The organism is Paraclostridium sp., assembly GCF_051657365.1.
Taxonomy (GTDB): domain Bacteria; phylum Bacillota; class Clostridia; order Peptostreptococcales; family Peptostreptococcaceae; genus Paraclostridium.
In genome coordinates this window covers 38,876-62,311 of record NZ_JBOFKN010000183.1, presented here as the reverse complement: position 1 = coordinate 62,311, position 23,436 = coordinate 38,876, and the positions used below count along the sequence as shown (strand labels likewise).

Annotated in this window: 27 protein-coding genes and 1 riboswitch; of the genes, 5 read left to right on the top strand and 22 right to left on the bottom strand. The window is 25.8% G+C overall.

Going from position 1 to position 23,436, the window contains the following annotated elements; all coding sequences use genetic code 11:
• Position 1 precedes the first annotated feature (1 nt).
• Together ACRCYC_RS14680 and ACRCYC_RS14675 are read right to left on the bottom strand one after the other, a co-directional pair.
• The gene (locus tag ACRCYC_RS14680) at positions 2 to 913 is read right to left on the bottom strand and encodes a nucleotidyltransferase family protein (protein ID WP_438619883.1); all 912 of its coding nucleotides are present in this window, start codon (positions 911 to 913) and stop codon (positions 2 to 4) included.
• A 213-nt stretch (positions 914 to 1,126) separates the two neighbouring features.
• Complete coding sequence (locus ACRCYC_RS14675; protein WP_438619882.1) at positions 1,127 to 2,032, bottom strand: DMT family transporter; 906 nt, start codon at positions 2,030 to 2,032, stop codon at positions 1,127 to 1,129.
• Positions 2,033 to 2,298: 266 nt separating this feature from the next.
• On the opposite strand from ACRCYC_RS14675, the gene ACRCYC_RS14670 reads away from it, so the two are divergent.
• Both ACRCYC_RS14670 and ACRCYC_RS14665 read left to right on the top strand, forming a co-directional pair.
• Complete coding sequence (locus tag ACRCYC_RS14670) at positions 2,299 to 2,802, top strand: hypothetical protein (RefSeq protein WP_438619881.1); 504 nt, start codon at positions 2,299 to 2,301, stop codon at positions 2,800 to 2,802.
• A 179-nt stretch (positions 2,803 to 2,981) separates the two neighbouring features.
• The gene (locus ACRCYC_RS14665; RefSeq protein ID WP_438619880.1) at positions 2,982 to 3,545 is read left to right on the top strand and encodes a manganese efflux pump MntP; all 564 of its coding nucleotides are present in this window, start codon (positions 2,982 to 2,984) and stop codon (positions 3,543 to 3,545) included.
• Positions 3,546 to 3,603: 58 nt separating this feature from the next.
• On the opposite strand, the gene ACRCYC_RS14660 is transcribed toward ACRCYC_RS14665, so the two are convergent.
• From ACRCYC_RS14660 to ACRCYC_RS14635, 6 genes are all read right to left on the bottom strand, one after another.
• Positions 3,604 to 5,391, bottom strand: a complete 1,788-nt coding sequence (locus tag ACRCYC_RS14660) for an ABC transporter ATP-binding protein (protein WP_438619879.1) — start codon at positions 5,389 to 5,391, stop codon at positions 3,604 to 3,606.
• A 25-nt stretch (positions 5,392 to 5,416) separates the two neighbouring features.
• Positions 5,417 to 7,120 carry an ABC transporter ATP-binding protein gene (locus ACRCYC_RS14655; RefSeq protein WP_438619878.1) on the bottom strand — a complete coding sequence of 568 codons (1,704 nt, stop codon included), beginning with the start codon at positions 7,118 to 7,120 and terminating at the stop codon, positions 5,417 to 5,419.
• Between the two features lie 114 nt (positions 7,121 to 7,234).
• The gene (locus ACRCYC_RS14650) at positions 7,235 to 7,375 is read right to left on the bottom strand and encodes a hypothetical protein (protein ID WP_438619877.1); all 141 of its coding nucleotides are present in this window, start codon (positions 7,373 to 7,375) and stop codon (positions 7,235 to 7,237) included.
• 73 nt (positions 7,376 to 7,448) lie between these two features.
• A complete protein-coding gene (locus tag ACRCYC_RS14645; RefSeq protein WP_438619876.1) occupies positions 7,449 to 8,573 on the bottom strand; it encodes a putative manganese transporter in 1,125 nt (374 codons plus the stop codon).
• Between the two features lie 232 nt (positions 8,574 to 8,805).
• The gene (locus ACRCYC_RS14640) at positions 8,806 to 9,444 is read right to left on the bottom strand and encodes a hypothetical protein (RefSeq protein ID WP_438619875.1); all 639 of its coding nucleotides are present in this window, start codon (positions 9,442 to 9,444) and stop codon (positions 8,806 to 8,808) included.
• Between the two features lie 103 nt (positions 9,445 to 9,547).
• Positions 9,548 to 9,997, bottom strand: coding sequence for a hypothetical protein (locus ACRCYC_RS14635; protein WP_438619874.1), 450 nt, complete (start codon positions 9,995 to 9,997; stop codon positions 9,548 to 9,550).
• A 138-nt stretch (positions 9,998 to 10,135) separates the two neighbouring features.
• Between ACRCYC_RS14635 and ACRCYC_RS14630 the strand changes: the two genes are divergently transcribed.
• Positions 10,136 to 11,362: a sodium/glutamate symporter gene (locus tag ACRCYC_RS14630; protein ID WP_438619873.1), complete on the top strand. Its 1,227-nt coding sequence runs from the start codon at positions 10,136 to 10,138 to the stop codon at positions 11,360 to 11,362.
• A gap of 88 nt (positions 11,363 to 11,450) precedes the next feature.
• Entirely contained in the window at positions 11,451 to 11,696 is a 246-nt protein-coding gene (locus ACRCYC_RS14625; RefSeq protein WP_438619872.1) for a hypothetical protein, read from the top strand.
• A gap of 32 nt (positions 11,697 to 11,728) precedes the next feature.
• Here ACRCYC_RS14625 and ACRCYC_RS14620 read toward each other — a convergent pair whose 3' ends face one another.
• Entirely contained in the window at positions 11,729 to 12,121 is a 393-nt protein-coding gene (locus ACRCYC_RS14620; protein ID WP_438619871.1) for a hypothetical protein, read from the bottom strand.
• Between the two features lie 169 nt (positions 12,122 to 12,290).
• On the opposite strand from ACRCYC_RS14620, the gene ACRCYC_RS14615 reads away from it, so the two are divergent.
• The gene (locus ACRCYC_RS14615; RefSeq protein WP_438619870.1) at positions 12,291 to 12,881 is read left to right on the top strand and encodes a hypothetical protein; all 591 of its coding nucleotides are present in this window, start codon (positions 12,291 to 12,293) and stop codon (positions 12,879 to 12,881) included.
• A 31-nt stretch (positions 12,882 to 12,912) separates the two neighbouring features.
• Here the strand turns inward: ACRCYC_RS14615 and ACRCYC_RS14610 are convergent, their stop codons facing one another.
• The 13 genes from ACRCYC_RS14610 to ACRCYC_RS14550 all read right to left on the bottom strand — a co-directional run bounded on the left by ACRCYC_RS14610 (position 12,913) and on the right by ACRCYC_RS14550 (position 23,268).
• A complete protein-coding gene (locus ACRCYC_RS14610; protein ID WP_438619869.1) occupies positions 12,913 to 13,113 on the bottom strand; it encodes a hypothetical protein in 201 nt (66 codons plus the stop codon).
• A gap of 26 nt (positions 13,114 to 13,139) precedes the next feature.
• Positions 13,140 to 13,328 carry a hypothetical protein gene (locus ACRCYC_RS14605; RefSeq protein WP_438619868.1) on the bottom strand — a complete coding sequence of 63 codons (189 nt, stop codon included), beginning with the start codon at positions 13,326 to 13,328 and terminating at the stop codon, positions 13,140 to 13,142.
• Between the two features lie 154 nt (positions 13,329 to 13,482).
• A complete protein-coding gene (locus ACRCYC_RS14600; RefSeq protein WP_438619867.1) occupies positions 13,483 to 14,331 on the bottom strand; it encodes a hypothetical protein in 849 nt (282 codons plus the stop codon).
• Between the two features lie 117 nt (positions 14,332 to 14,448).
• Positions 14,449 to 15,138: a radical SAM protein gene (locus ACRCYC_RS14595; RefSeq protein WP_438619866.1), complete on the bottom strand. Its 690-nt coding sequence runs from the start codon at positions 15,136 to 15,138 to the stop codon at positions 14,449 to 14,451.
• Positions 15,139 to 15,155: 17 nt separating this feature from the next.
• Positions 15,156 to 15,722 (bottom strand): ECF transporter S component, encoded by a 567-nt coding sequence (locus tag ACRCYC_RS14590; RefSeq protein ID WP_438619865.1) that lies wholly within the window; start codon positions 15,720 to 15,722, stop codon positions 15,156 to 15,158.
• A gap of 1 nt (position 15,723) precedes the next feature.
• Positions 15,724 to 16,692 carry a nucleoside hydrolase gene (locus ACRCYC_RS14585; RefSeq protein WP_438619864.1) on the bottom strand — a complete coding sequence of 323 codons (969 nt, stop codon included), beginning with the start codon at positions 16,690 to 16,692 and terminating at the stop codon, positions 15,724 to 15,726.
• A gap of 96 nt (positions 16,693 to 16,788) precedes the next feature.
• Positions 16,789 to 16,833: riboswitch (PreQ1 riboswitch) on the bottom strand.
• Between the two features lie 471 nt (positions 16,834 to 17,304).
• Entirely contained in the window at positions 17,305 to 17,511 is a 207-nt protein-coding gene (locus tag ACRCYC_RS14580; RefSeq protein ID WP_438619863.1) for a hypothetical protein, read from the bottom strand.
• 137 nt (positions 17,512 to 17,648) lie between these two features.
• Positions 17,649 to 18,029 (bottom strand): hypothetical protein, encoded by a 381-nt coding sequence (locus ACRCYC_RS14575; protein WP_438619862.1) that lies wholly within the window; start codon positions 18,027 to 18,029, stop codon positions 17,649 to 17,651.
• Between the two features lie 297 nt (positions 18,030 to 18,326).
• Positions 18,327 to 19,670, bottom strand: coding sequence for a TldD/PmbA family protein (locus tag ACRCYC_RS14570; RefSeq protein WP_438619861.1), 1,344 nt, complete (start codon positions 19,668 to 19,670; stop codon positions 18,327 to 18,329).
• 2 nt (positions 19,671 to 19,672) lie between these two features.
• Entirely contained in the window at positions 19,673 to 21,064 is a 1,392-nt protein-coding gene (locus tag ACRCYC_RS14565) for a TldD/PmbA family protein (RefSeq protein ID WP_438619860.1), read from the bottom strand.
• Positions 21,065 to 21,221: 157 nt separating this feature from the next.
• Complete coding sequence (locus ACRCYC_RS14560) at positions 21,222 to 21,605, bottom strand: DUF134 domain-containing protein (protein WP_438619859.1); 384 nt, start codon at positions 21,603 to 21,605, stop codon at positions 21,222 to 21,224.
• 100 nt (positions 21,606 to 21,705) lie between these two features.
• Positions 21,706 to 22,419, bottom strand: coding sequence for a DUF5714 domain-containing protein (locus ACRCYC_RS14555; RefSeq protein ID WP_438619858.1), 714 nt, complete (start codon positions 22,417 to 22,419; stop codon positions 21,706 to 21,708).
• A 294-nt stretch (positions 22,420 to 22,713) separates the two neighbouring features.
• Positions 22,714 to 23,268, bottom strand: coding sequence for a helix-turn-helix domain-containing protein (locus ACRCYC_RS14550; protein ID WP_438619857.1), 555 nt, complete (start codon positions 23,266 to 23,268; stop codon positions 22,714 to 22,716).
• Positions 23,269 to 23,436 lie beyond the last annotated feature (168 nt).

Genomic DNA, 23,436 nt, shown 5'->3' with positions numbered 1-23,436 from the left:
TTTACCCCTCCCACAGCTTATCTGGGTATACATTTCCCATTAGCCTATTTATATTTTTACATACATTTTCTTTATCTTCTTTGTATGTAACCCCATACCACTGCTCTCTAGATACTAAAACTTTGACATTAGCTTTTTTATCTTTCACCATTTTGTCTACAACTGATGGTATATAAAATTCTGATTTTAATATATTTTCTTTGCTTTTGTTTAAAAACTCAACAAAATCATTTTCTAGTTCTTTAAATATAGTTTGTCTAAATCCCCATATATTCATAGACACTATACTACCTTCTTTTATATCTATCCACCTATTGTTATCTTCCATATACTTAGTGCTATCTTTAAACTTTTTAATAGAAGTTCTTTCTGTTATAGATACTAAGTTATCATTATCATCTACTTTACAGATTCCTCTTGCTACAGTTCCATTTTCAGTTAGTGTATTCTCAAGTACAAAACCTGCCATAGCATAACTGTATTGGTTTTTGTTATTTGATAAATAATCATACATTAATTTATAAGTACTTTGTCCATAAAAATCATCTGCATTTATAACTGCAAACGGTCCATCTATAATCTCTTTACAACAATAAATAGCATGTCCTGTGCCCCAAGGCTTAATTCTTTCCTTAGGTATATCAAAGTTTTTAGGTACTCCAAAGTTAATATTTTGAGATACATATTTAGTTTCTACTATATGTTCTATTTTTTTTCCTACTTTATCTCTAAATGTATCTTTCATTTCTTCTTTTATTACAAATACAACTTTAGAAAATCCAGCTTTTATTGCATCGTATATTGAATATTCTATTATAATTTCTCCATTTGGACCTATAGGATCTATTTGTTTTAATCCCCCGTATCTACTACCCATTCCTGCAGCCATAACCACTAATGCGGGTTTTGTCATAATATTTCCCCCTTCTGTAAAAACGTTGTCTTCCCTTTAGATATTATATTATATTCACTCGAAATAATCTATAATATTATATTAATATAATTCAATTTATGTTACCCCTTAAAAATTTCATATTATTAACTTCGAAATAATCTTAAAAATCTAAAAACAAAAATAGTTATATTTAAATATTCAATTTAAATATAACTATTTTTATTTTTGGGTTTATTCAACTTCCTTAAGTTCAAAGTTTTCTTCTTTTTTGAATAAAAATTGCAACTTTGTTTCAGCACAAATAATTGCTGTAAATATCAATGTACTACCTATAATCATTTTTAAAGTTATTATTTCTTTAGCTATTATAACTGCAAAAAGCATTCCAAATATAGCTTCTGTTGATAATAATAAAGCTGTTTTTGTTCCATCAACTTTCGTTTGACATATAGTTTGCCCAAGAAAGCATAAAGTTGTGTTAAATACACCTAAAAATAATATAGATGATATTGTTGAAGTATTTATAGGTGTATTAACTTCTCCTGCTAATATTTGTAATACTAATGACAATAAAAAAGCAGTTATCATCTGTACACAGGTAAGAACTACTGGATCATGTTTTTTTGTAAGTTCACTAGTGCAAAATATATGCATAGCAAAACCTATAGCACAAATTAAAGTTAAACTATCACCAAAGCTTATAGAAAAGTTAGACTCTAGCGATATAACTCCTATTCCTATAAGTGCTATAAAACTGCTTATAATTCCTATTTTATCTACTTTTCTCTTATATAAAATATATCCTACAAAAGGCACCATAACAACATTAGCCGCAGTTAAAAAAGCACTCTTTGAGGATGTAGTGTATTTAAGTCCAAATGTTTGAAAAGAAAATGCTACAAATAAAAAAATGCCTAATATAACACCTGCTATGACATCTTTTTTATTCATATTTTTTACTTTTTTAAAAAATATGGTACTTATTAAAAATGCTCCTATAAAAAATCTACCAGTCATCAATTGAAATGGTGTAAGCCCATTTTCTAATCCTAGTTGAGTTGCTACAAATCCACTTCCCCAAATTAATGATACAAAAATCAATCCAAGTTCTCCACTATATTTTTTTATAATAATCACCCCTTTTTTTCTACCCACTCATATTATATTCTTTATTTTATGTTTTTTCTACAACTATAAATAATGTTCCTGCATAAATTTTCAAAATAGTTAAAATTTTTCTTCTTTTGTATATTATAATATTGATTATTTATATTTTAGATATATGCAATATTTTAGAAATTACGAAACATTCTACGAAATATAAAAAGTATTTACAAGCTTTTTCACTGGTGGTACTATTTATTTATTAAATTAAATCTAAATATTTTAGGGAGATGCTAACTATGAAATTTAAAGAAGAAATAAAACATATAGAAGATGAATTAAAAAAAGATGTTGAAGGATTAAAATATGAACACGAAAGCAAAAAAGAATATAAACATGAAGAACATGAAGAGCATAAATTAGCTAAAGAATTAGAGCACCAAATGAAAGAACAAGACAAAGAACTAGAAAAAGAATGTAAAAAAGAAGCAAAAACTATAGATAAAGAAATAAAAAAAGAAGAACATGAAGAGCATAAATTCACTAAAGAATTAGAGCATCAAATGAAAAAAGAAGATAAAGAATTAGAAAGAGAAGATAAAAAAGAAGCAAAAACTATAGATAAAGAAATAAAAAAAGAAAATCATGAAGATCACAAATTCTCTAAAGAATTACAACATCAAATGAAAAAAGAAGATAAAGAATTAGAAAAAGAAGAACGTAAAATAATAAAAGAAGAAGATAAAGATATAAAAAAAATAAATAAAGAAATTAAAAAAGAGTTAAAAGATTTAAATAAATAGTAAAAGTCGCGTATCTTAAATTTATAGATACGCGTTTTTTGTTTTACCTAATGGGCTCTATATAAACTAGCATAGCAAATCTTTAAAATAGACTATTTTTATAGTCTATTTTTATTTATAAACTTGTATATATATTAATATTAAACTTTTTATAGTCTACATTACAAAGGAGGATTTCTATGAACTTAACATTTATATTGATGACTTCACTGGCTTTATCTATGGATGCATTTACAGTATCTTTGTCTAAAGGTATGAACTTTAAAAAAATTGATTTTAAAATAGCTATTAAAATTAGTTTAGCTTTTGGATTATTTCAAGGATTAATGCCTCTTATTGGTTGGAGCTTAGGTATTGGATTTGCTGAATATATTAAATCTATAGATCATTTTATAGCACTGATTCTTTTATGTTTTTTAGGTTTTCAAATGATTTTTTCTAAAGAAGATAAATCTATTTCTTCTAAACTTACTAACTGGGATATTTTAGTGTTGGCTGTAGCCACTAGCATAGATGCCTTAGCTGTTGGTGTTAGCTTTGCATTTTTAAACATACCTATAATACCAATAGTTACTTGTATTGGCGTTATAACTTTTTTAATTTGTTTTATAGGGGTTTTAATAGGCCATAAAATAGGTAGTTTTCTAGGTGAGCTTGCAAAATTTATAGGTGGGATTATTCTTATTTTAATAGGCTTTAACATATTTAATAGTCATACTGGTTTTATAAATTATTTTTTCTAATACATAACAAAAGGAGCTGTCTCAAAATAGGTCAATATATATTTTGAGACAGTTCCTTTTATTTGATATTCTCTTCATTTAAACTATTTATATTATCATAATAAATTCCCTTTTTACTCATCAACTCTTCATGGTTTCCACTTTCTATTAAACTACCTTTATCTATGACCATTATATTGTCGCAATTTTTTATAGTGCTTAATCTATGAGCTATTATTATACTAGTTCTATCTTTTAGTATATTATTTATAGCATCTTGAATTTTTCTTTCTGTATTTGTGTCTATACTGCTTGTAGCTTCATCAAAAATTAATATTGGTGCATTTTTTAAAACTGCTCTAGCTATACTAAGTAGTTGTTTTTGACCTATACTTAAATTGTCTGCTCCTTCTTGTATATATGTATTGTACTTATCCTTTAAGTTCATTATAAATCCATGAGCATTAGCTATTTTACATGCCTCTATAACTTCTTCCATAGTTGCATCTAACTTAGAATATCTTATATTTTCTAGTATAGTCCCATTAAATAGATGTATATCTTGTAATACTATAGAAAAAATTTCTGAATAGCTATCTTTATCAAATTTTTTAATATCTTGATTATCTATAAGTATAGCTCCCTGTTCATAGTTATACAGTCTATTTATAAGGTTTATAATAGTAGTTTTTCCACTTCCTGTAGTACCTATTATAGCATTACTAGTTTTACTTTTTATATTAAAGCTTATATCTTTTAGTATATAATTATCTGTATTGTACTTAAACCATACATTTTTAAATTCTATATTGCCTTTCACATCACTTAAATTTAATACTTCGCCATTATTATAAATAGGAATATTTTCATCTAAAACTTCAAAAACTCTTTCACATCCAGCAATTGATATTTGAAAAGTATTAAACAAATTTGCAAGTTCGTTAAGTGGTCTTGTGAATTGTTTATTATAACTTAAAAAAGTAGCTATTGTACCTACTGTAATAATATTTTCTATTGATAAATATGCACCACATATAGTTATAAGTGTAAATGCAATATTGGTAATAACGTTCATCATTGGCATAAGCAAAGAACTATATACTTGGGCTTTCAAAGATGTGTCTAATAATCTATTGTTTATTTCATCAAATTTATATATAGATTCATTTTCATAATTAAAAGACTTAACTACATTTATATTTTTTATATTTTCTTCTATGTGAGTATTGAGTAACCCTAACTCTACTTGTTGATTTTTAAAGTAAAACTTACTTTTTCTTGTTATGAATTTGCTAATTAACATTACTAATGGCATAGTCATTATACTTATTATAGCCAGTACAGGACTTAATATAATCATCATAACTATAGTTCCTATTATAGTTATGGTAGAAGTTAAAATTTGCACGATAGAACTTGATATACCACTACTTATATTGTCTATATCATTAGTTATTCTACTCATCAAGTCTCCTTTATAGTGAGTATCAAAGTATGTTATAGATAAACTTTGTAGCTTTTCAAACACAGTAGTCCTTATATTTTTTATAACTCTTTGAGATATATTTATAACTATAAATTCTTTACATAAACTAATAATTGAACTTATTATATAAAGACTTACTAAAGCTATTATAGTTATGCTAAATAAGGAAAAATCAAATTTTTTTATATCTATTAAATCTATACCTTTACCTATTAAAAGTGGAACTACTATAGATATAGAACTATCTATTAAAACCATAAAAAGGATTAATATTAAAATCTTTTTTTCATTTTCAAAGTATTTTAATAATCTAATTATAGTTTTTTTCAAATTCTTAGGTTTTTTCTTAGGTGCAAATCTAGCTTCAATTTTATTTTTCATTTTAAATTTCACCTTCTTTTTGTAGTTAAATTGACATTTGTGATTTATATATTTCTTTATATATTTCTGAGTTTTTTATTAAATTTTCATGCTTATCAAAACCTACTATAGCTCCATTGTCAATTACCATTATTCTGTCCATATCTACAATTGAACTTATCTTTTGAGATATAACTATATATGTAGTGTCTTTTAAACTTTCTTTTATATTTATTTTAATTTTATTTTCCGTATTTATATCCATTGCACTAAAAGAATCATCTAACATCAAAATTTTCGGCTTTTTTATTAAAGCCCTAGCTATACATATTCTTTGTTTTTGCCCTCCTGATAAACTAGATCCACATTCTCCTAATACTTGATTATATCCTTTTTCAAGAGTATTAATAAATTCATCACATTCGCATATTTTACACACGCTTTTAACTTCCTCTAATGTAGCATTTTTATTTCCAACTTTTATATTCATAGCTACACTTTCATTAAATAAAATGCTTTTTTGAGGAACTAATCCTATATAAGCTCTTACGTTCTCACCTTTTAACTTTTGTAGATCTATATTGTCTATTTTAATTTTTCCACAATTGATTTTATAAAATTTAGAAATAAGATTTATTAAAGTGGTTTTTCCACTTCCTGTTGAGCCTATTATTCCTATATGTTCACCTTTTTTTATATTAAAACTTATATCCTTTAATGCGTATTCATTGTCATTATACGCAAAATTAACAGCTTCAAATTCTATATTACCTTCTAAATTTATGATTTGACTACAATTTGAATCTATATCATCTTTTAATTTAAAAACTTCTTTTATTCTATCACTAGAAGCTCTAGCTCTTATAAAAACATTAAAAATATGAGATATCATTAGTAATGATGTAAGTATTCTTCCAATATAGTTTATATAAGCTACTACTACCCCTACTTCTATTTCACCTTTTAAAAACAACATCGATCCCATATAAATTACGATAGCTATAGTTAAGTTAGTTATTAAAGTTATTGTAGGTCTAAATAAAGCACTTACTTTCATAGCTTTATTAGTTGAAGTAGCTAATACTTCATTAACTTTTTCAAATTTATTCTCCTCATAATCAAATCGATTAAACAACTTAACAATTCTTATATTACCTATATATTGACTTAAGTTGGAGTTTAAATCATCTAGTGATAACTGAACTCTTTTGAAAAAAGGAGTTCCTATTTTTAAATTTATAAATATAACTATAAATATTATAATTATCGCTATTAATAATACTATTGATAACTTGAAATTCATCTTCATAGCCAATATCAAACTACCTATACAAAGTATGGGGGCTTTTATTATTATTCTCATAAGTCCATTTACAAATTGCTGTATTTGACTGACATCATTTGTTATTCTTGTTATTAGTGATGCCTTACTTATCTTATCTATACTTTCAATAGAATAATAATTTATAAATTTAAATAAATCACCTCTTAAATCTCTTGCAAATCTTTGAGATACATTAGTAGATATGATACTTCTTGATATAGCAAATATTGCTCCTATACAAGTTATGCCTATCATTAACATCCCTTTTTGTATTAAATAGTTTATATCTTTATTTTTTATTCCTACATCTATAATTTGAGCTAATATTAATGGCTGTAATAAATCACATATAGCTTCGCAAGTTACTAGGATTACACCTATTATAAATAATTTAAAATATTTTCCTATATAATTTTTAAAATACATAAATATATCATCTCCTACTTATATTTATATGGTATTTGTGCTATATTTTATTATATCCATTTTTAAATTTTCATATAGAAAATAAGGTCTGCCTCATAAATATTGAGGCAGACCTTATTTTCTATGATTAGATATATAACATCCAATATATATCCCAAGTCCTAATGTAACAATTGTCGCAAAATTAATTTTGGTAAATAATATACCAGCTAATAATCCTATTGCCATACCGACAATAAGCGAATTATTTTTCATATACAACCCCCTTAATATATTTTATATTATAGAATATGTATATGTATTAACAAATTAACAATATATGTTCAAATTATAAAAAATATATTATTACTCCAACTAATATAGCTGGAATAGTAGTTATTATAGTTGCCCACATTGCTGACTTTTTATCCATTGCCAGTAATGGAAATAACGCATCTCCATCTTGAGATATACTATTTGCTACTAAAGCTGCAAATGGCAAACTCCCTTTTAAATAAAATGACATAAATACAATTTGAACACCACACCCTGGTACTATTCCTAATATAGCACCTGCAAATACACTAATAAGTCCCGCACCTAATATTAAGTTAACTAAAGCCTGTTCTCCTCCTGTAATAAATATTACAAGATCATAAAGTAAATAAGCTATAAAAATCCATACAATTACAAAAGATATTTCACTTACTGAATGTATAAGAGTTTCTTTTAAAGACATTAATTTATGTTCATTTTCTTCAAAACTTTCATTCTCTATAACTTTTTTAGTCATTATCATATAAATAAATGAACTTATTATACCTAATACAGCGATAGCCGTTTCAAATGAGTGCATAGCTTCTATAAATCCAAACTCTAATCCTGAATGAGCTAAAATCATAAATACAAATCCAATTAGTAATAAAGATAAATAAATCTTATACCCTACTCCATGAACTATATTATGAGCTATATGATAAAATTTATTATGACTTTTTATATCACAAGCTACAGAACTTTCTGATCTTAACCCAAACTCTTTCTTACTATTTTTTTCAATATTTTTACATCTATGTAAATTAAGTTTTTCTTCTAATTTAAAATAATCTACTAAATATCCTGTTAAAATTCCTACTATAAAACTTATAATTGTTACACTTATGTATGCTTTAAAGTCGCTTGCCATAATTAAAAAAGCACTATCACCCATACTAGCTATTAAACTAGCTATTATACTTCCAAATGTAACTTTATTACTTATAAACAAAGGCATTAATACAATGCTTCCACCACATCCTGGAAGCGCACCCAATAAAGCTCCTACTATTGGTTGTAATTTTTTATTTCTACTTATTATTTCTACAAAACTGCCGCTCGTTTTATAGTTTATGTATCCAAATAATAATATTGATATACTAACTAAAGAACCTACGTGTAGAAATGTTTCTTCAGCACTATTTATTAATATACTCATAAGCATTCCTCCCTTAAAATCTACATTTTAGATTATATCACCGTCTTTTTCATTTGTAAATGATTTTCTTTTTCATTTAGTGCAATCTATTACATATACTTTAATATTTGTCCGATTATTTTAATATTAATCAATTTTTTATAATTTATTCATAATGATTATTTTATGTTTAAATTAATGCTTTTGTTCCTTGTTTGTATTTAAAATAAAAAAATAAAATAGCTAGGCTATTTTATTTTTTGTTTTTTTGATCTATTATAGTTTTAGTAGTATCTACATCTTTAGCTATACATCTTTGTGTATTTAATCTTTCTCCGACTAACATAGTAGACATTAAAGTTTTTAATTCATCTACTAATTTATTAAACTCTTCTGTATTTTCTAAATTTTTCTCTTCATCTAATATAGTCTTTGTAGTATCTATATCTTTAGTTAAATCAACATCTGTATTTAATTTTTCTTCAGATACCATAGTACTTACTAGTCCTTTAGCCTCATTAGCTAATTTTTCAATTTCATCAATTCCTACATCTTCATTTTCTTTTTGATCTATTATAGTTTTAGTAGTATCTATATCTTTAGCTATACATCTTTGTGTATTTAATCTTTCACTTATTAATAACTCTTCGCCTATACCTTTTAAATCTTCTACTAATTTACTTAACTCTTTATGTAGTTTATTCATTTCACTTTGACTTAACTCTTTTTTAACTTCGTTTAAATCTTCTTTTTGGTCTATTATAGTTTTTGTAGTGTCTATATCTTTTGCTAAACATCTTTGAGAGTTCATTCTTTCACTAACTAGCATAGTATCCATAAGTCCTTTTAATTCTTCTTTGAATGATTTTAAAACATCATTTAATTTTTTCATATTTATCACCCCGTAATGTATTGTTATATTTTATATTTTACCCTATTTTACCATAATAAAACAATATTTTATTTTAAATTTTACGATATTTATTTATTGTCGATTATTGTTGCCTATTTTCAGTGAGTTTCTCCTGATTTCTCTTGATTTTATCTAATGATTCTAAAAATTCTTTAGAATACTCATTATTTATATATATTAAACAAGAAACTTCTTCATTTTTATTAGATACCTTAGTCGCAATTCTAACATGATCTTCTAATTGTCTTTTTTCATATTTATAAATCAGGTCTAATCTATTTACTTTTCCATCTATTAAAATATTATCACTTATTTCATCAATTTCTAAATCTATATTTTTTTTGGTTTCTCCTTTTACTATATTATTAAATTTACTGTATTTGTATGTATATCCCTTATAATCTAGCCTATTACATTCATTAATTTTATTTATTATGTATTCTGAGTCTTTTTCATTTTTAAATTCTTCTACATCATAAAAATAATATTTTGAAAAGTAATCTACTTTAAATTTTTTATTATTATACTTCATATTTATAACTTCCTCCAAAACATTAGTATATAAATAGTATTTCTTAAAGTATTTATTTTTATTTATGCAAATCTATTTTAGTGCTAGTTTTTCATTAAATATAAGTTAAAGTCATATAATTTTCAAGGAGGTGATATATTGTTAACGTTAAATTTAAATTTTCTATCGACTATTTCTCTTTGTATAATATTTTTTCTTATTGGTTATTTTCTAAAAATCAAAATACAAATTTTCAATAAATTTTGTATACCCGCTCCAGTAATAGGTGGATTACTTTTTACTTTTCTAACATTGTTTTTTAGACTCTCAAATACTATTAGCATAAATGTATTAAACAATATTACCCCATTTTTTATGAATATGTTTTTTACAATTTTAGGACTTAATGCTAGTTTCAAACTTGTGAAAAAAGGTGGCTCTTTACTATTTAAATATTGGATTCTTTGTGGTGGTCTAGCTCTTTGTCAAAATATAATATCTATAATAATGGCAAAAGTTACAAATGTACATCCGCTAATAGGACTTATGTGTGGAACTATATCTATGGAAGGTGGTCATGGTAATGCTGCTGCCTTTGGAAGCACTATTGAAAATATGGGAATAAATAATGCTATAACAATAGGCCTATCTGCAGCTACTTTAGGTATAGTTTTAGGTGGTATATTAGGAGCTCCGGTATCTAGGTATTTAATTTTAAAATATCAATTAAAACCATCTTTCAAAAATTTTATTCCTTCTAATTTTAAATCGAATTTAATTAATAAAACCTACTTAACTAGATTTTCTAAATCTCAAAATTATAATATTGTAATTTTTTTACAACAGATATTAGTGATATTTTTATGTATAAATTTAGGAGAATTGATTACAACCATTATATATATAAAAACTAGTATAGTGATTCCAAGTGTTGTTGGTTGTATGTTAATAGCTTGCTTATTTAGAAATTTAAATGATCATTTTAATATTTTAATATTTGAGTTTAAGCTTCTTGATTTCTTAAGTGAAATATCCCTTTCAATGTTTTTAATGCTCGCCCTTATGGGAATTAACTTATTAGATTTAGTACATATTGCAGGTCCTATGCTTATAATAATATTGGCTCAAGTTATATTTGTTTTAATTTATTCTATCGTTGTATGTTTTAAAGTTTTGGGTAAAAATTTCGATGCTGCAGTTATGGTAGCTGGTCTTATAGGTCATGGTCTTGGAAATACTCCAAATGCATTAGCTAATATGAATTCTATTACTCATAAATATGGTGCTTCAGAAAAAGCCTTATTAATAGTTCCTTTAGTAGGTGCTTTTTTACTTGATATATTTACACTTCCTTTAATAATACTTTTTATAAATATGTTTAAATAGAATATATATTATGTAACATAGGTTACAGACTTATTTTAAATCTTAATATATAATAAATTCATAATTAAAAAATTTAGGAGGATTTGATATGTCTTGTGGATGTGGAAATACAAATAAAAACGATGGAAGACAAGTTGTTGATTTAGTAAGAAGTAAGGATAAAGGAAATTTCCCATTGAGAACGCCTCATGAAATAATTTGTGTTGAATGTGGAAAAACTTTTACAATGAATACACATGTAGATAAGTGCCCTCATTGTAATATGACCTATGGAGTTACTCCTTGTAGTTCTATGAATAAAGAAAATATAAAAGCTGCCGGAATAAATTATTAGAAAAACTCCCTTATAATAGGGAGTTTTTAGTATTAATCTATATTATCTGCATCTAATTGATTCATAAACTTACTCATTTCCTCAACAGATGAATGTGCTTCATTATCATAGCTTAATCTAGTGCTATTAAATTCACTTACCTTTTCTTTTAATTCATCATCCTCTTGTATAGTCTTGTTATCCCCATACTCATTATTATATTCATCGTTATATTCTTCATTATAATTTTCCATATTGTACATATAATTATCATATTCTTCATTTTTTTTAGCTTTAGATTTTCTATATACCATAGTTGCTCCCACTGTAGCTCCTATACCTATAGCTGTAAGAGTTGTAACCTTGATAGCTTTATGTCTTTTTTTACTTTTGTTTATTTGATCTTTTTTATGTTTTGCTGATTTATACATTTTCTTTGCTAGCATATTTAAAACTCCTCTCATTCATTTTTAGTTATTGATATTAGTATTTGATATTCTCTAAAAAAAACACAATCAAATATTGCTATAATAGGAAGTTTTATGCTATACATAATTTCAATTTTAGTTTAGTATATTATTTAATAGTATTGTTATATAAAAAGGAGGTCTTAAATTGTTATTTTGTGAAAAAAAAGTTCCAAAATATTTGAACTTAGCAATGAATTTATTAATTGTATTTTATTCTATATCTTTTATATATTTTATTTTTTTCGGAGAAGTTTATCAAATAGCTCCTTGCTTTTGTTCTTTGCTCATCACTTTATTTATAAGATTAATTTCTAAGTATCTTATAAATGTATTTTCACCTATATTAATATTTGCTGTAGTTATATATACACTATTTGCATCTTACTTAGGTTCTAGCCTTGATTTTTATGGCCTAATTAATCATTATGATGATATAATGCATTCTTTATCTGGAGTTTTATCTACATTATTTGCATATGATTTGTTTATTATCTTAAATTCAAATATATCAAATATAACGTTAAATAGAAGATTAATTTTAATGTTTGTATTTTGCTTTAGTTTGGCTATAGGTGGTTTATGGGAGATTGCTGAATTTTCAATAGATAGTATACTTGGTACTAATATGCAAGTAGGAGGCCTTACTGATACTATGATAGATATGATAGATTCATTATTTGCCTCTATATTAACAATTTCTATTTATGAATTAGTAAAAAGAAATTATAATAAATAAAAACCTCACTTATAAGTGAGGTTTTTATTTATTATTCATCTTTGTCTTCAAATTTGACATCGCAATATCTATGATATAAATCAATATCATTGCACATTCCATTATAAGAACATGATTTCATTTGATTTATCAAACTCATATAAGAACTTAATATATCTTGTTGTTCAAAATTATCATTTATAAGTTCTCTATATGAGTTTATCCTATTGTTTTTTTCTTTTTTTCTAAACATTTTAAGCACCTTCTTCTTAGAAGATTTTAATTATTATATTTTCCTTCCGAAAAATTTTTTACAATGTCTACAAAACCAAGTATTTCCAAATCCGCATCTGTTCCATTTAATATTTGATTGTAATACCAATTTGCAAATTCTGGATTTGCTAAAGTTTCATTAAGCTTTAAAAAATCTAATTCACCTAAATTTTGTTCTTCCTTTTTTTCTGTCATCAGTATCATCTCCTTAAACATTATTATTATTACTGATAAACGCTTTACTTATTCATTTTGAGGGTCTTTACTTTATTGTATTCACTTTTTTTTAATTATTCACCTTTTTTAAAAAATAAAGACCTAAAATCTTAATAAGATTTTAGGTCTTTATTTACTTCATTAAAATTACTTCATCCAATTTTAAATTTACTTCTACAGTTGTATTGTCTTTTATATCATCATAAATGTATCCTATTACCTCTAGTTTTTTCGCATCATTAGGGTGAACAGAGTTTAACTTTATTTCTTGATATTTTTTAATAACTTCATAAGAATCTACATATGACACATTAGTATATTCATTATTTCCATTAAGTTCTGCAAGTTCTATAACTACACTGCCTATATCCTTATCCGATAAGTTTTTTATAGTTATTTGAGAGTTATATCCACCATCAACTTGATTAACTAATTTCGGCTCTGATATTGCTAATATATCATACTTTTTATTTTTCACTATTTTTTCTTTAATATCTGTTATATTAACTTTATGATTTAAAGTATCTACATTAACCCACTTATCTCCAGTGCCATATGTGTATGCTATTACATCTGCACTTTTTGCATATTTTTTGTGCGCAGATTGTATATATACACTTTCACCAGGTTTTAGCGTTATCTTAGATAGAGCATCTGTCTTAGCTAATGCATTATTATCTCTATCATATTCTCTGAATGTTAATTGTATATTTCTTATGTCAAAATTGCTTATATTTTTAACTTTTGTTTTTGTATCAATTAAATTATGTGAATCTTTAGTTTCATTTATGACTTCTGGTTTGCTGATTTCTAAAGCTTTTGCATTTTTGTCATTTATATCAACATTCAAAGTATTAGCAGTTGTATTTTCTTCTATTTTTTCATTATTACTATTTCCATTTGATGCACAACCTGAAATTATACCGACTGTAAGTATTAACATTATAGATATTATAGATGTCTTTTTCGCACTGTTGTTCATATATTAGCACCTCAGTTCTATATCTTTTTATTATATTATACTATATATGAGCTGAGTTAAATGTTTTTTTTTAATTTTTTCATATTTCTGTAATATTTGATCCAAATTTTTCACTATTTACTCTCCAACACCAAAGTCTGTATTATTATATAAAACTTCAATTTTTTTATTTCTATCTAAAAATGAATATTTTTCTTTAAACCAACTAACTAGTTCTTCGTCTCTTTTAATGTTTGAAGTGTTATTTATAAATACATTTATAGTTGCATGTTCAAAGTTATTTAAAACTATTTGTATATCTTTATCAATTATTTCTTTGCTTTGACCTTTTATTCCTACCATCATACAAGGAGAATCAAAGTAACATTTAAGTTCTTCAACCGTTTTAAATTTAGCATTTTTATTTAAAAAGTTATTTCTAAAATCATAATCAAAACTTTCTACACCTATTTTGAAAATTATTTCAATTTCAAAGAACTCTCTCATTTCATTTAGTCTATTTCTATAACACCAATGGCTTTCTAAAAATAGTTTTTCTATATTATTTTTTTGTATTGTTTCTTTTATCTTTTCTAGTGTTTTTTTAGGAAGTTCAAAACAGCTACCTGAATTTATAACTTCTAAAACTTTATATTTTCCAGTTACATTTTCTAAAACACTATAGTTTAATTTATTCATTTCTTCTTCATTATTATCATTGTCTAAGGTATAATCACAAAATGAACATTTCCCCCATACACAAGAAAAGCCTTTTAATAGCACTATTTCTCTTTGATTTTTATTTGTAACTTCACTATATCTATCCATTATTTTCTCCATCTATTTTAATTTTTGCTCATCTTTAATTTATATATAAAAGTAGAAGGTATTGCTACTACAGCACTGTTTACAAGAAGTACGGATATAAATTTATCTGTATAATCTGTTAGTGCTTGAGTTAAAAATACACTTACTACTTTGTTAATTCCAAATGATGATAACATTTGTACTATATAAGAAGACCCTGATGATGTTATTCCTCCAAATACAAAAGCTGCTATTATGGCACTTATTATAGATGTTGGAATAGAAAATGCAAATACTCCTATTGGCGTTTTTGATCCATTTAAAAATCCTTTTTTATACATTAATCCAGCTATTAATCCTGTAGATATTTGAACTGGCATAAAAAAGAATGAATATACATCGAAGGTCATTCCACTTACCATACTTCCACAAAGTCCTGTAATTATTGCATACTTAGGCCCTAATATACATGCAATAAATATAGTTCCTATTGAATCTAAGTATATAGGAAGTCTTAAGTTTAGTGCTATAAATGCACCAACTACATTTAGAGCTATTCCTAGGGCTATTAATGTTAATTCTTTAGTTGATATCTTCTTATACATACTAGATTATACCTCCTGTTATGTTAATTTTTTCAACATGTTCGTGGAATAATCTTTTTAAGAACATATACATAAACTCTTTTTCTTTAGTTTCTGTTAATACTATACTATTAGGCTTATTTTTATAGAAATTAAAAGAGTCTACTATAGATTGCCCCATAGCTACTCCATCTTCTACTACTTCTACATAGCTTTCAAAGCCACTGCATAGACTTCTATCAATAAAGTATGCCACTGCTAGTGGATCGTTTATTACACAACCTATAATGCCTTCTTGATTCCAGTGAAAATCAATGTAGAATCTAGTAATTTCTGTTATGTATTTTGCTAAGTCTTCATCTAGTCTGTTTATAAATTCTATTAAGTTTGGTGTTAGTACTATTTTTCTGGTTACATCTAAGCCTACCATATGAATTTTTTTAGGTAAGTTCTTGTAAACATAGTCCGCTGCATGAGGGTCTACCCAATAATTAAATTCAGAAACTGGAGAACAGTTCCCATGTATTCTAAAAGCACCACCCATAGATATAAATTCATCTAGGTTGTTAAAAGCTTCTTTGTCTTTCATTAGAGCTTTAGAAATATTAGTTAGTGGTCCTAGTGCTATTATAGATACGTCTTTGTTGTTTTTTAGAGTTTCTATAATGAAGTCTACTCCACCATATTTAATATTTTTGTTTGGTACTTTTTCGTAGAAGTTTTCTCCTACGCCATCTTCTCCATGAGTGTCTTGAGCTGTTACAAGTTCTCTTTTTAGAGGATTTTCTTCTCCCACATATACTTCTATGTGTTTTTTAGAAAATCTATGAATTGTATATAGAGCATTTTCAGCTCCTAGTTTAGCAGGTACGTTTCCACTACAAGTTGTTATGCCCAGTATTTCTAGCTCTGGTGAGTTTATTGCTAGTAATAGTGCTAATGAGTCGTCTATTCCTGGGTCACAATCGATTATTACTTTTCTTTTTTTCATAATAAATCTCCTCCTTAAAAGTTATTAAAAGGAGAACCTTACAACTTTTTATAAAAGTCATAGCTAAGGGTATATCTTATATACTGCCACTATATAAATACCTTAGTTTTTTATACTTGGAGGTTCTCGAACAAGTCCTAAATAGTTTTATACTATCTAGTATTTTCAATCATTTTATAATATAGCTTTTAAATATCGCCTAATTTTTGTGATTTATCCACAATCAAGCTGATAAATTTTATTGTACAATAAATAATCATTTACTTCAATATAAATAAATGTTACTTTTTTTATAAATTATATATATAAATTAAATTATATTTTACATATTAAATCAAATAAATTCATATCCATCTTAACAACTCGTAAAAAAGTACCCACCTTAATGAGTACTTTATATCTATAATTCATTTATACTTTCTAATTGGTTACCTACTAGCCCAGCTGCTACTGCTAATATAAATGGTGATATCACAAAACTACCTAATATTATTGTCATTTATAAATCCCCCTTGATTTGTTTTATTTGATAATCTTATTATATATCCAAATCATTAAAAGATCCTTACATCAACATTAAACATTCATTACATTTTTGATATGTAATTATTTCTATAAATGTATTTCAACTTTATTACTATTATTACAGTACTTACAATCATAAATCACTTCTACTATATTCTCATTTAAATATGTGACCCTTATGGCATTAATATTAATTCCATAAGGACTTCCTCCTCCTGTTTCCGCTTGCGCTACAATTATTCGTTCATATCCACATGCATAGCAACTGTGTTGTATAGTTTTTAAATCTTTCATATTAACAACTCCTTTCTATCATAAATGTATTCATACTATTAAACCCTAAATACATTTATTTACAATAAAATATTAAGCTTTTCAAAATAAAATAGCATAAGAATATAGTAAGATTAAGAGCTTACTATATTCTTATGCTATTTTATTTGAGGTTTGATCCATAATAATGTTTGATCTCCTAAATTTTTAATAAAATAATAATTTTCTAAGCATTTATTTATATCAGACTCACATTCTAAATTTAAAAAACACTCTAAATAAGATAAAGACATACTATAATAATTTAATGCATTCAATAGAGCTAAAGATATAGGATTTTTTTCTACATTTCCACTTTCTGTTTTATGATAATCTGATAATTCAATTCTAAGACTTTTCATTTGGCTTTTTGTAAATGATATATCTTTTAATAAACTTTTTTTATCATTTTTATCAAGTATAACTTTAAAATAATTATAACTTAATATGTATAACTGATCCCCTATTTTAGATAATTTAGTTATATACTTATCTTCCAAATTTACTTGTTGGATTAAGTTTTTTGTGCATATACATCATCTAATAGAATAACGTTACTACCTATAAAATAAATACTCAATATAAGCATGAATATTATTAATTTTTCATTCTTAACTCCTTAAGTTAAATTTTATTTACATATACATTTATTATTACTTTCATATAGCTTTATTATTCTCATCTAAATATGAAATTTCATAAGCAGTTAAATAAAAAATAGCATGAATTTAGTTTTCATCTAAAATCATGCTATTTTTTCATTTATATAAATTTTTTTTGATATATGAAAAAACTTGTTATTTTCCTGCTACTGATAAGCCTTCTACAATAACTGATGGTGCTCCTACGCTACTTATTGGAAACTTCAAATCATTTCCTATTTTAGTTATATTTTTTAATACATCAAAAAAATTACCGGCTATAGTTATTTGCTCAACTGGGTATGCTTTTTCTCCATCTTTTATATAAAATCCTTTAGCTGCTAATGAAAAATCTCCTGTTATAGAGTTTGCCCCAGAGTGAAGTCCTGCAAAATCTGTTACTATAAGACCTTCATTTATTTCTTCCATAAGATCTTTTAATCTAGCTTCTCCTTTGTCTATATAAAAGTTTGTAGGCTCTACACTTACTGGTGAAGAATAAGAAGCTTTAAATCCATTTCCTGTAGTTTTTACATTAGCCTTATGAGCTGTTTTTAAGTTATGTAGTAATGTATTTAAAGTCCCTCTACAAACTATTTCTTTTTTCAAAGTCGCAACACCTTCATCATCAAATGGTGCTGATGCTAAACCTTTATCTAATAAAGGATCATCTATTATAGAAACTACATCTGAAGCTATAAGTTCACCTTCTTTCCCTTTTAATAAAGATAGACCCCTTTGTGCAGCTTCTCCACTAAATACATCTGCAAAAGTTTCAAGTAATGAAGCCATAGCTTCGTTATTAATTATAGTTTTATAGCTTCCTGAAGAAACCGAACTTCCTCCTAATTTAGATAAAGCATCATCTACACCTTGCGCAGCTATTTCTTTAGTGTTTAATTCTTCTAGTGAATCTGCTATCATATATCCAATTCCATCTTGTTTTTCATCGTTATCTTCAACTATAGGTATAACATAAGCTAATAATAAGTTTCCTTTATTGCTTAAATCTAGTCCTTTAGTATTGTATATCCCATTTTTAGAAGAGCTATAAGATATTTTACATCCACTTAAATTAACAACTTTATCACTATATGCTTTAGCTTGTTTTTCTAAATCTAGTGCTATATCTATTAGTTCTTTAGCATCTATATTTTCTAATTTTTCTGAGTAAGTTTTTACTTGTTTATAATTTCCATCACCTTCATATATAAACTGTAAGTCATTACTCTCTACACATTTAGCGCCTTCTTTTGCATTTTTTATAAGCATATCTATAGCTTCATTATCAAGAATTTCAGTAAATGAATATCCCATCTTGCCATCTATCATACCTCTAAATGATAACCCAAAAGATTTATCTATATTGTACTTTTCAACTTCACCTTCATAAACTGTTATACTTATATCTTCACCATCTGTGTAATAAATCTCACAGTTTTCAAATCCTTCATTTAAAGCTTTTTCAAATAATACATTTTTAAATTCTTTAAACTCCATAATTATTCCTCCGATCTTCCACCTACAGTGATTTCTTTAACCCTTATCATAGGTTGCCCTACATTTGTTGGGATAGTTCCTGATGCTGATCCACACATACCTTGAGCTTGAGCTAAGTTGTCACCAACCATATCTATATTCATAAGTACATCACTTCCCTTACCTATTAAACTAGCTCCTCTTACTGGTTCTTGTATTTCACCATTTTTCACAATATAACCTTCTGCTACTGCAAAGTTAAATTCTCCTGTAACTGGATTTACAGATCCTCCACCCATTTTCTTAGCATAAAGACCGTTATCAATTGACTTTATGATGTCTTCTGATTTATCATCACCTGCTTGAATGTATGTATTTGTCATTCTTGATGTTGGAGCATATTTATAACTTTGTCTACGAGAACTTCCCGTTGGCTCCATGTTCATTCTTCTACCATTTAACTTATCTATCATATATGATTTTAATATTCCATTTTCTATTAAAATATTTCTCTTTGTAAAGTTTCCTTCATCATCTATATTACTAGATCCCCAATGATTAGCTAAGGTTCCATCATCTATTGCTGTAACCTTTGTTGAAGCTATTTGTTCTTCTAATTTCCCAGAAAATACTGAGTTTCCTTTAGCTACTGATGTAGCTTCTAGTGAGTGACCACACGCTTCGTGGAAGATTACTCCTCCAAATCCATTATCTATTGCAACTGTCATTTTTCCAGCTGGACAATTTCTTGCATATAGCATTGTATGTGCTGTTCTTGATGCTTCTTTTCCATAGTAAGCTGGATCTATTTCTTCAAAAGTTTCAAATCCCTTAGCTCTTCCTGGTCCTTCAAATCCTGTCTGATTTTCATTTCCCTTAGAAGCTACTGCACTTATTCCTAATCTTGTTCTTACTCTTTCATCTTCTATATATAATCCATCACTATTAGTAACTAATATTTTTTGAGTTTTATCAACATAAGATATATTTACTTGAGATATGTCTTTACTATAATCTTTTGCACTTTTATAAGCTTCTTTCATTACTTTTATTTTCTTTTCATAGTCTACAGCATTTGGATAAAGTTCTATGTTGTGCATGTTTTTATAATTAACAGTATTGTTTAAAACTATAGATTTTTCTTCTTTTAACTGACCTAGTGCTAATGCTGCTTTATATGCTGTATCTAAAAGAGATGATAAAGAGTTATCATTAGTATAAGCATAAATACTTTTAAAGCCTTTAAATATTCTTATACCTATCCCATAACTTCTTCCACCTAGTGCATTTTCAACTTTACTATCTATTAACCCTATAGAGTTACTTATCGTATCTTCTTCGAATATTTCTGCAAAGTCTCCACCTGTAATTAAGCATTTTGATAATACTTGTGAAGCTATTTCTCTTGAAATCATAATATTCCTCCCATCTTTTTCCTGTTTATTTAATTGTAGCATAAAATTAAACCATTTTTTATTACTTATAATCTATATACCCTATTTTAAATGTATAACCTTTCTAGAACCTTTATGTTTTATTTTTTTGTATTTAGAATTTAAAAAGAGTTACTGGTTAACACCAGTAACTCTTTTCATCAAATCCTGATTCTTCTAAGCTCATAACTTTGTTACTTTCACAAAGAGGACAAATTATTCGCTCCTCATATCCTGTTACTTTATAAATAGTTCCACAAATTGCACATCTAAAAGTAAAGTACAGTGTTTTATCTATTTCTACTTCTTCTAAAATTATTTTTATAGTCTTACCATCATCTATATTTTTAGCTATTTTAGTTCTTGCACTCTCTAGTGTTTCATTAAATTCAGCTAAAGTTAATTTCATTTTTTTAGCACAAGTTTTTATTTTTATTTTTTCTATATCCACTAATTTTATTGCTTCTAGTTCAGCTTTACTAAGTTTTATTTCATTTTGTTGTGAGTTGTTATTTTTATTCATGTCTTCATCCCCTCTATTGAAATTCAAACTGCTTTAGTGGTATATAGCGGTTATAAACTATAATATGTATATATATATAATGTAGTTCTTACTATATTTTTTAAATAACAAATACATGTTTCTTATAAAACTTGCATTTGTTATTTAAACATTGTTCATTTAAATTATTAAATTCACATTTTAAGTTATTAATTTTATCAAGATCAATGTTTAAATGTTCTTTAGTAAAGTCTATAGCACTTTCTATGGCTATAAAAGAATCTCTTTTACAACATCTAGGGCCTCCATAGCTACTAATATTTTCTAGTGCTTTAGAAGTCATTAAATTACATAATCCCCAACTTTCTTTCGATAGCGGGCTCGCCTGTTGTATTATACTTATATATATTCCACAACCTATACCTGCCCCACATGCTCCATAAAATCCGCAAAATCCACCTAATACATTTTCAGCTCTTTTTTGACTTTCTTTCAAAAATCCTTTTAAATTTTCTTGATTGCCACGTTTATTTAAATACGCTGTTATTAAAACAGCTGGTACTAAATAATGATGTTCGGGTCCATGCATTTTTACAGATGGATGTTTCATTAAATCCATAGCTATCTCTAATGGATTTATACTATTACTTTTTATACAATAATCAGTTATTATTGTATAAGCATCAATACTATGACAAGTATCACATACATAGTGATTATTTTTACACATAGTCCCTGATTGATGTTTAGTTTTACAAAAATAACATTCCATTTCTTCACTCTCTTTAAGGTATATTATTTCTTCGCCGCAAATTAAACAATTAAACTTATTCATTTTTTCAACTCTCCCCTTAATTGTATATATTCAACCTACATATTCAATTTTAATTATATACATTTCTTATAAAAATGTTAATATTTTAAGCTATAAATATATGTCTATCTTTAGTTATAAAAGTTTATTTTTTCTAATATAAACAATAAATCTCATTGTGTACGTATCTGAAATTTTCAAATTACTGTATAGATTTTATGTTTATTCGAATTTCATTATAAAATAGCCTTAATTTCTATATAGAAATTAAGGCTATTTTATTTACAAGGTTATATTTTTTAAATCATTTTTTGTTTAAAAACTTGGTGGAGTTACTGCAAATATAATTTTCGAAGTTTTTTCGTAAATATTTATCCATCTGTGATTCATGTGAGGAGGTATCTTTACACTATCACCTTGCTTTAATGTTATTACTTCATTTTCTAGTTCTAAATCTACTTTTCCTTCTAAAACTATTGATACTTCTTCACCTACATGATTCATTAACTCCTCTGATGTTGCTGTGTTTGTAGTTAAGTCCATAGACATAAGTTGTATATCTCCATTAGAACTTGGAGATAACATTTCATACATTAAATTATTATTTTCTGGAAAAGTAAGTTTTATTCTTTTATCTTTTCTTACTACTAATTCTTCACCATTTTTATTTTCTTTAAAAAAGCAAAATAACGGTACATCTAAGGCTTTCGATATTAGTTTTAGCGTATTTATAGATGGATTTGAAAGACCTCTTTCTATTTGACTAAGAAGTGAAGGTGTTACTCCTGTAATTTCTGCAACTTCTTTTATTGTCATTTGTCTTTGATTTCTATATTCTATTATTTTTTCTCCTATATTAACATCACTCATAAAAAATCTCCGTTCTTTTATTTATTCTATTTTAGATTATATTAATTAACATTAAATTTCAAGCTATGATTAGTTTTTTATTTTTTATAAATTTCATTTGACTTTATATTAATCCTTTGATATAAATTAAATATAAGTTAATTATGTCGATATAAATTAAATATAATT

Coding starts and splice junctions, on each gene's coding strand:
- ACRCYC_RS14680 (WP_438619883.1), bottom strand. CDS start 913: ATGACAAAACCCGCATTAGTGGTTATGGCTGCAGGAATGGGTAGTAGA.
- ACRCYC_RS14670 (WP_438619881.1), top strand. CDS start 2,299: ATGAAATTTAAAGAAGAAATAAAACATATAGAAGATGAATTAAAAAAA.
- ACRCYC_RS14665 (WP_438619880.1), top strand. CDS start 2,982: ATGAACTTAACATTTATATTGATGACTTCACTGGCTTTATCTATGGAT.
- ACRCYC_RS14660 (WP_438619879.1), bottom strand. CDS start 5,391: ATGAAAAATAAAATTGAAGCTAGATTTGCACCTAAGAAAAAACCTAAG.
- ACRCYC_RS14655 (WP_438619878.1), bottom strand. CDS start 7,120: ATGTATTTTAAAAATTATATAGGAAAATATTTTAAATTATTTATAATA.
- ACRCYC_RS14650 (WP_438619877.1), bottom strand. CDS start 7,375: ATGAAAAATAATTCGCTTATTGTCGGTATGGCAATAGGATTATTAGCT.
- ACRCYC_RS14645 (WP_438619876.1), bottom strand. CDS start 8,573: ATGAGTATATTAATAAATAGTGCTGAAGAAACATTTCTACACGTAGGT.
- ACRCYC_RS14640 (WP_438619875.1), bottom strand. CDS start 9,444: ATGAAAAAATTAAATGATGTTTTAAAATCATTCAAAGAAGAATTAAAA.
- ACRCYC_RS14635 (WP_438619874.1), bottom strand. CDS start 9,997: ATGAAGTATAATAATAAAAAATTTAAAGTAGATTACTTTTCAAAATAT.
- ACRCYC_RS14625 (WP_438619872.1), top strand. CDS start 11,451: ATGTCTTGTGGATGTGGAAATACAAATAAAAACGATGGAAGACAAGTT.
- ACRCYC_RS14620 (WP_438619871.1), bottom strand. CDS start 12,121: ATGCTAGCAAAGAAAATGTATAAATCAGCAAAACATAAAAAAGATCAA.
- ACRCYC_RS14610 (WP_438619869.1), bottom strand. CDS start 13,113: ATGTTTAGAAAAAAAGAAAAAAACAATAGGATAAACTCATATAGAGAA.
- ACRCYC_RS14605 (WP_438619868.1), bottom strand. CDS start 13,328: ATGACAGAAAAAAAGGAAGAACAAAATTTAGGTGAATTAGATTTTTTA.
- ACRCYC_RS14600 (WP_438619867.1), bottom strand. CDS start 14,331: ATGAACAACAGTGCGAAAAAGACATCTATAATATCTATAATGTTAATA.
- ACRCYC_RS14595 (WP_438619866.1), bottom strand. CDS start 15,138: ATGGATAGATATAGTGAAGTTACAAATAAAAATCAAAGAGAAATAGTG.
- ACRCYC_RS14590 (WP_438619865.1), bottom strand. CDS start 15,722: ATGTATAAGAAGATATCAACTAAAGAATTAACATTAATAGCCCTAGGA.
- ACRCYC_RS14585 (WP_438619864.1), bottom strand. CDS start 16,692: ATGAAAAAAAGAAAAGTAATAATCGATTGTGACCCAGGAATAGACGAC.
- ACRCYC_RS14580 (WP_438619863.1), bottom strand. CDS start 17,511: ATGAAAGATTTAAAAACTATACAACACAGTTGCTATGCATGTGGATAT.
- ACRCYC_RS14570 (WP_438619861.1), bottom strand. CDS start 19,670: ATGGAGTTTAAAGAATTTAAAAATGTATTATTTGAAAAAGCTTTAAAT.
- ACRCYC_RS14565 (WP_438619860.1), bottom strand. CDS start 21,064: ATGATTTCAAGAGAAATAGCTTCACAAGTATTATCAAAATGCTTAATT.
- ACRCYC_RS14560 (WP_438619859.1), bottom strand. CDS start 21,605: ATGAATAAAAATAACAACTCACAACAAAATGAAATAAAACTTAGTAAA.
- ACRCYC_RS14555 (WP_438619858.1), bottom strand. CDS start 22,419: ATGAATAAGTTTAATTGTTTAATTTGCGGCGAAGAAATAATATACCTT.
- ACRCYC_RS14550 (WP_438619857.1), bottom strand. CDS start 23,268: ATGAGTGATGTTAATATAGGAGAAAAAATAATAGAATATAGAAATCAA.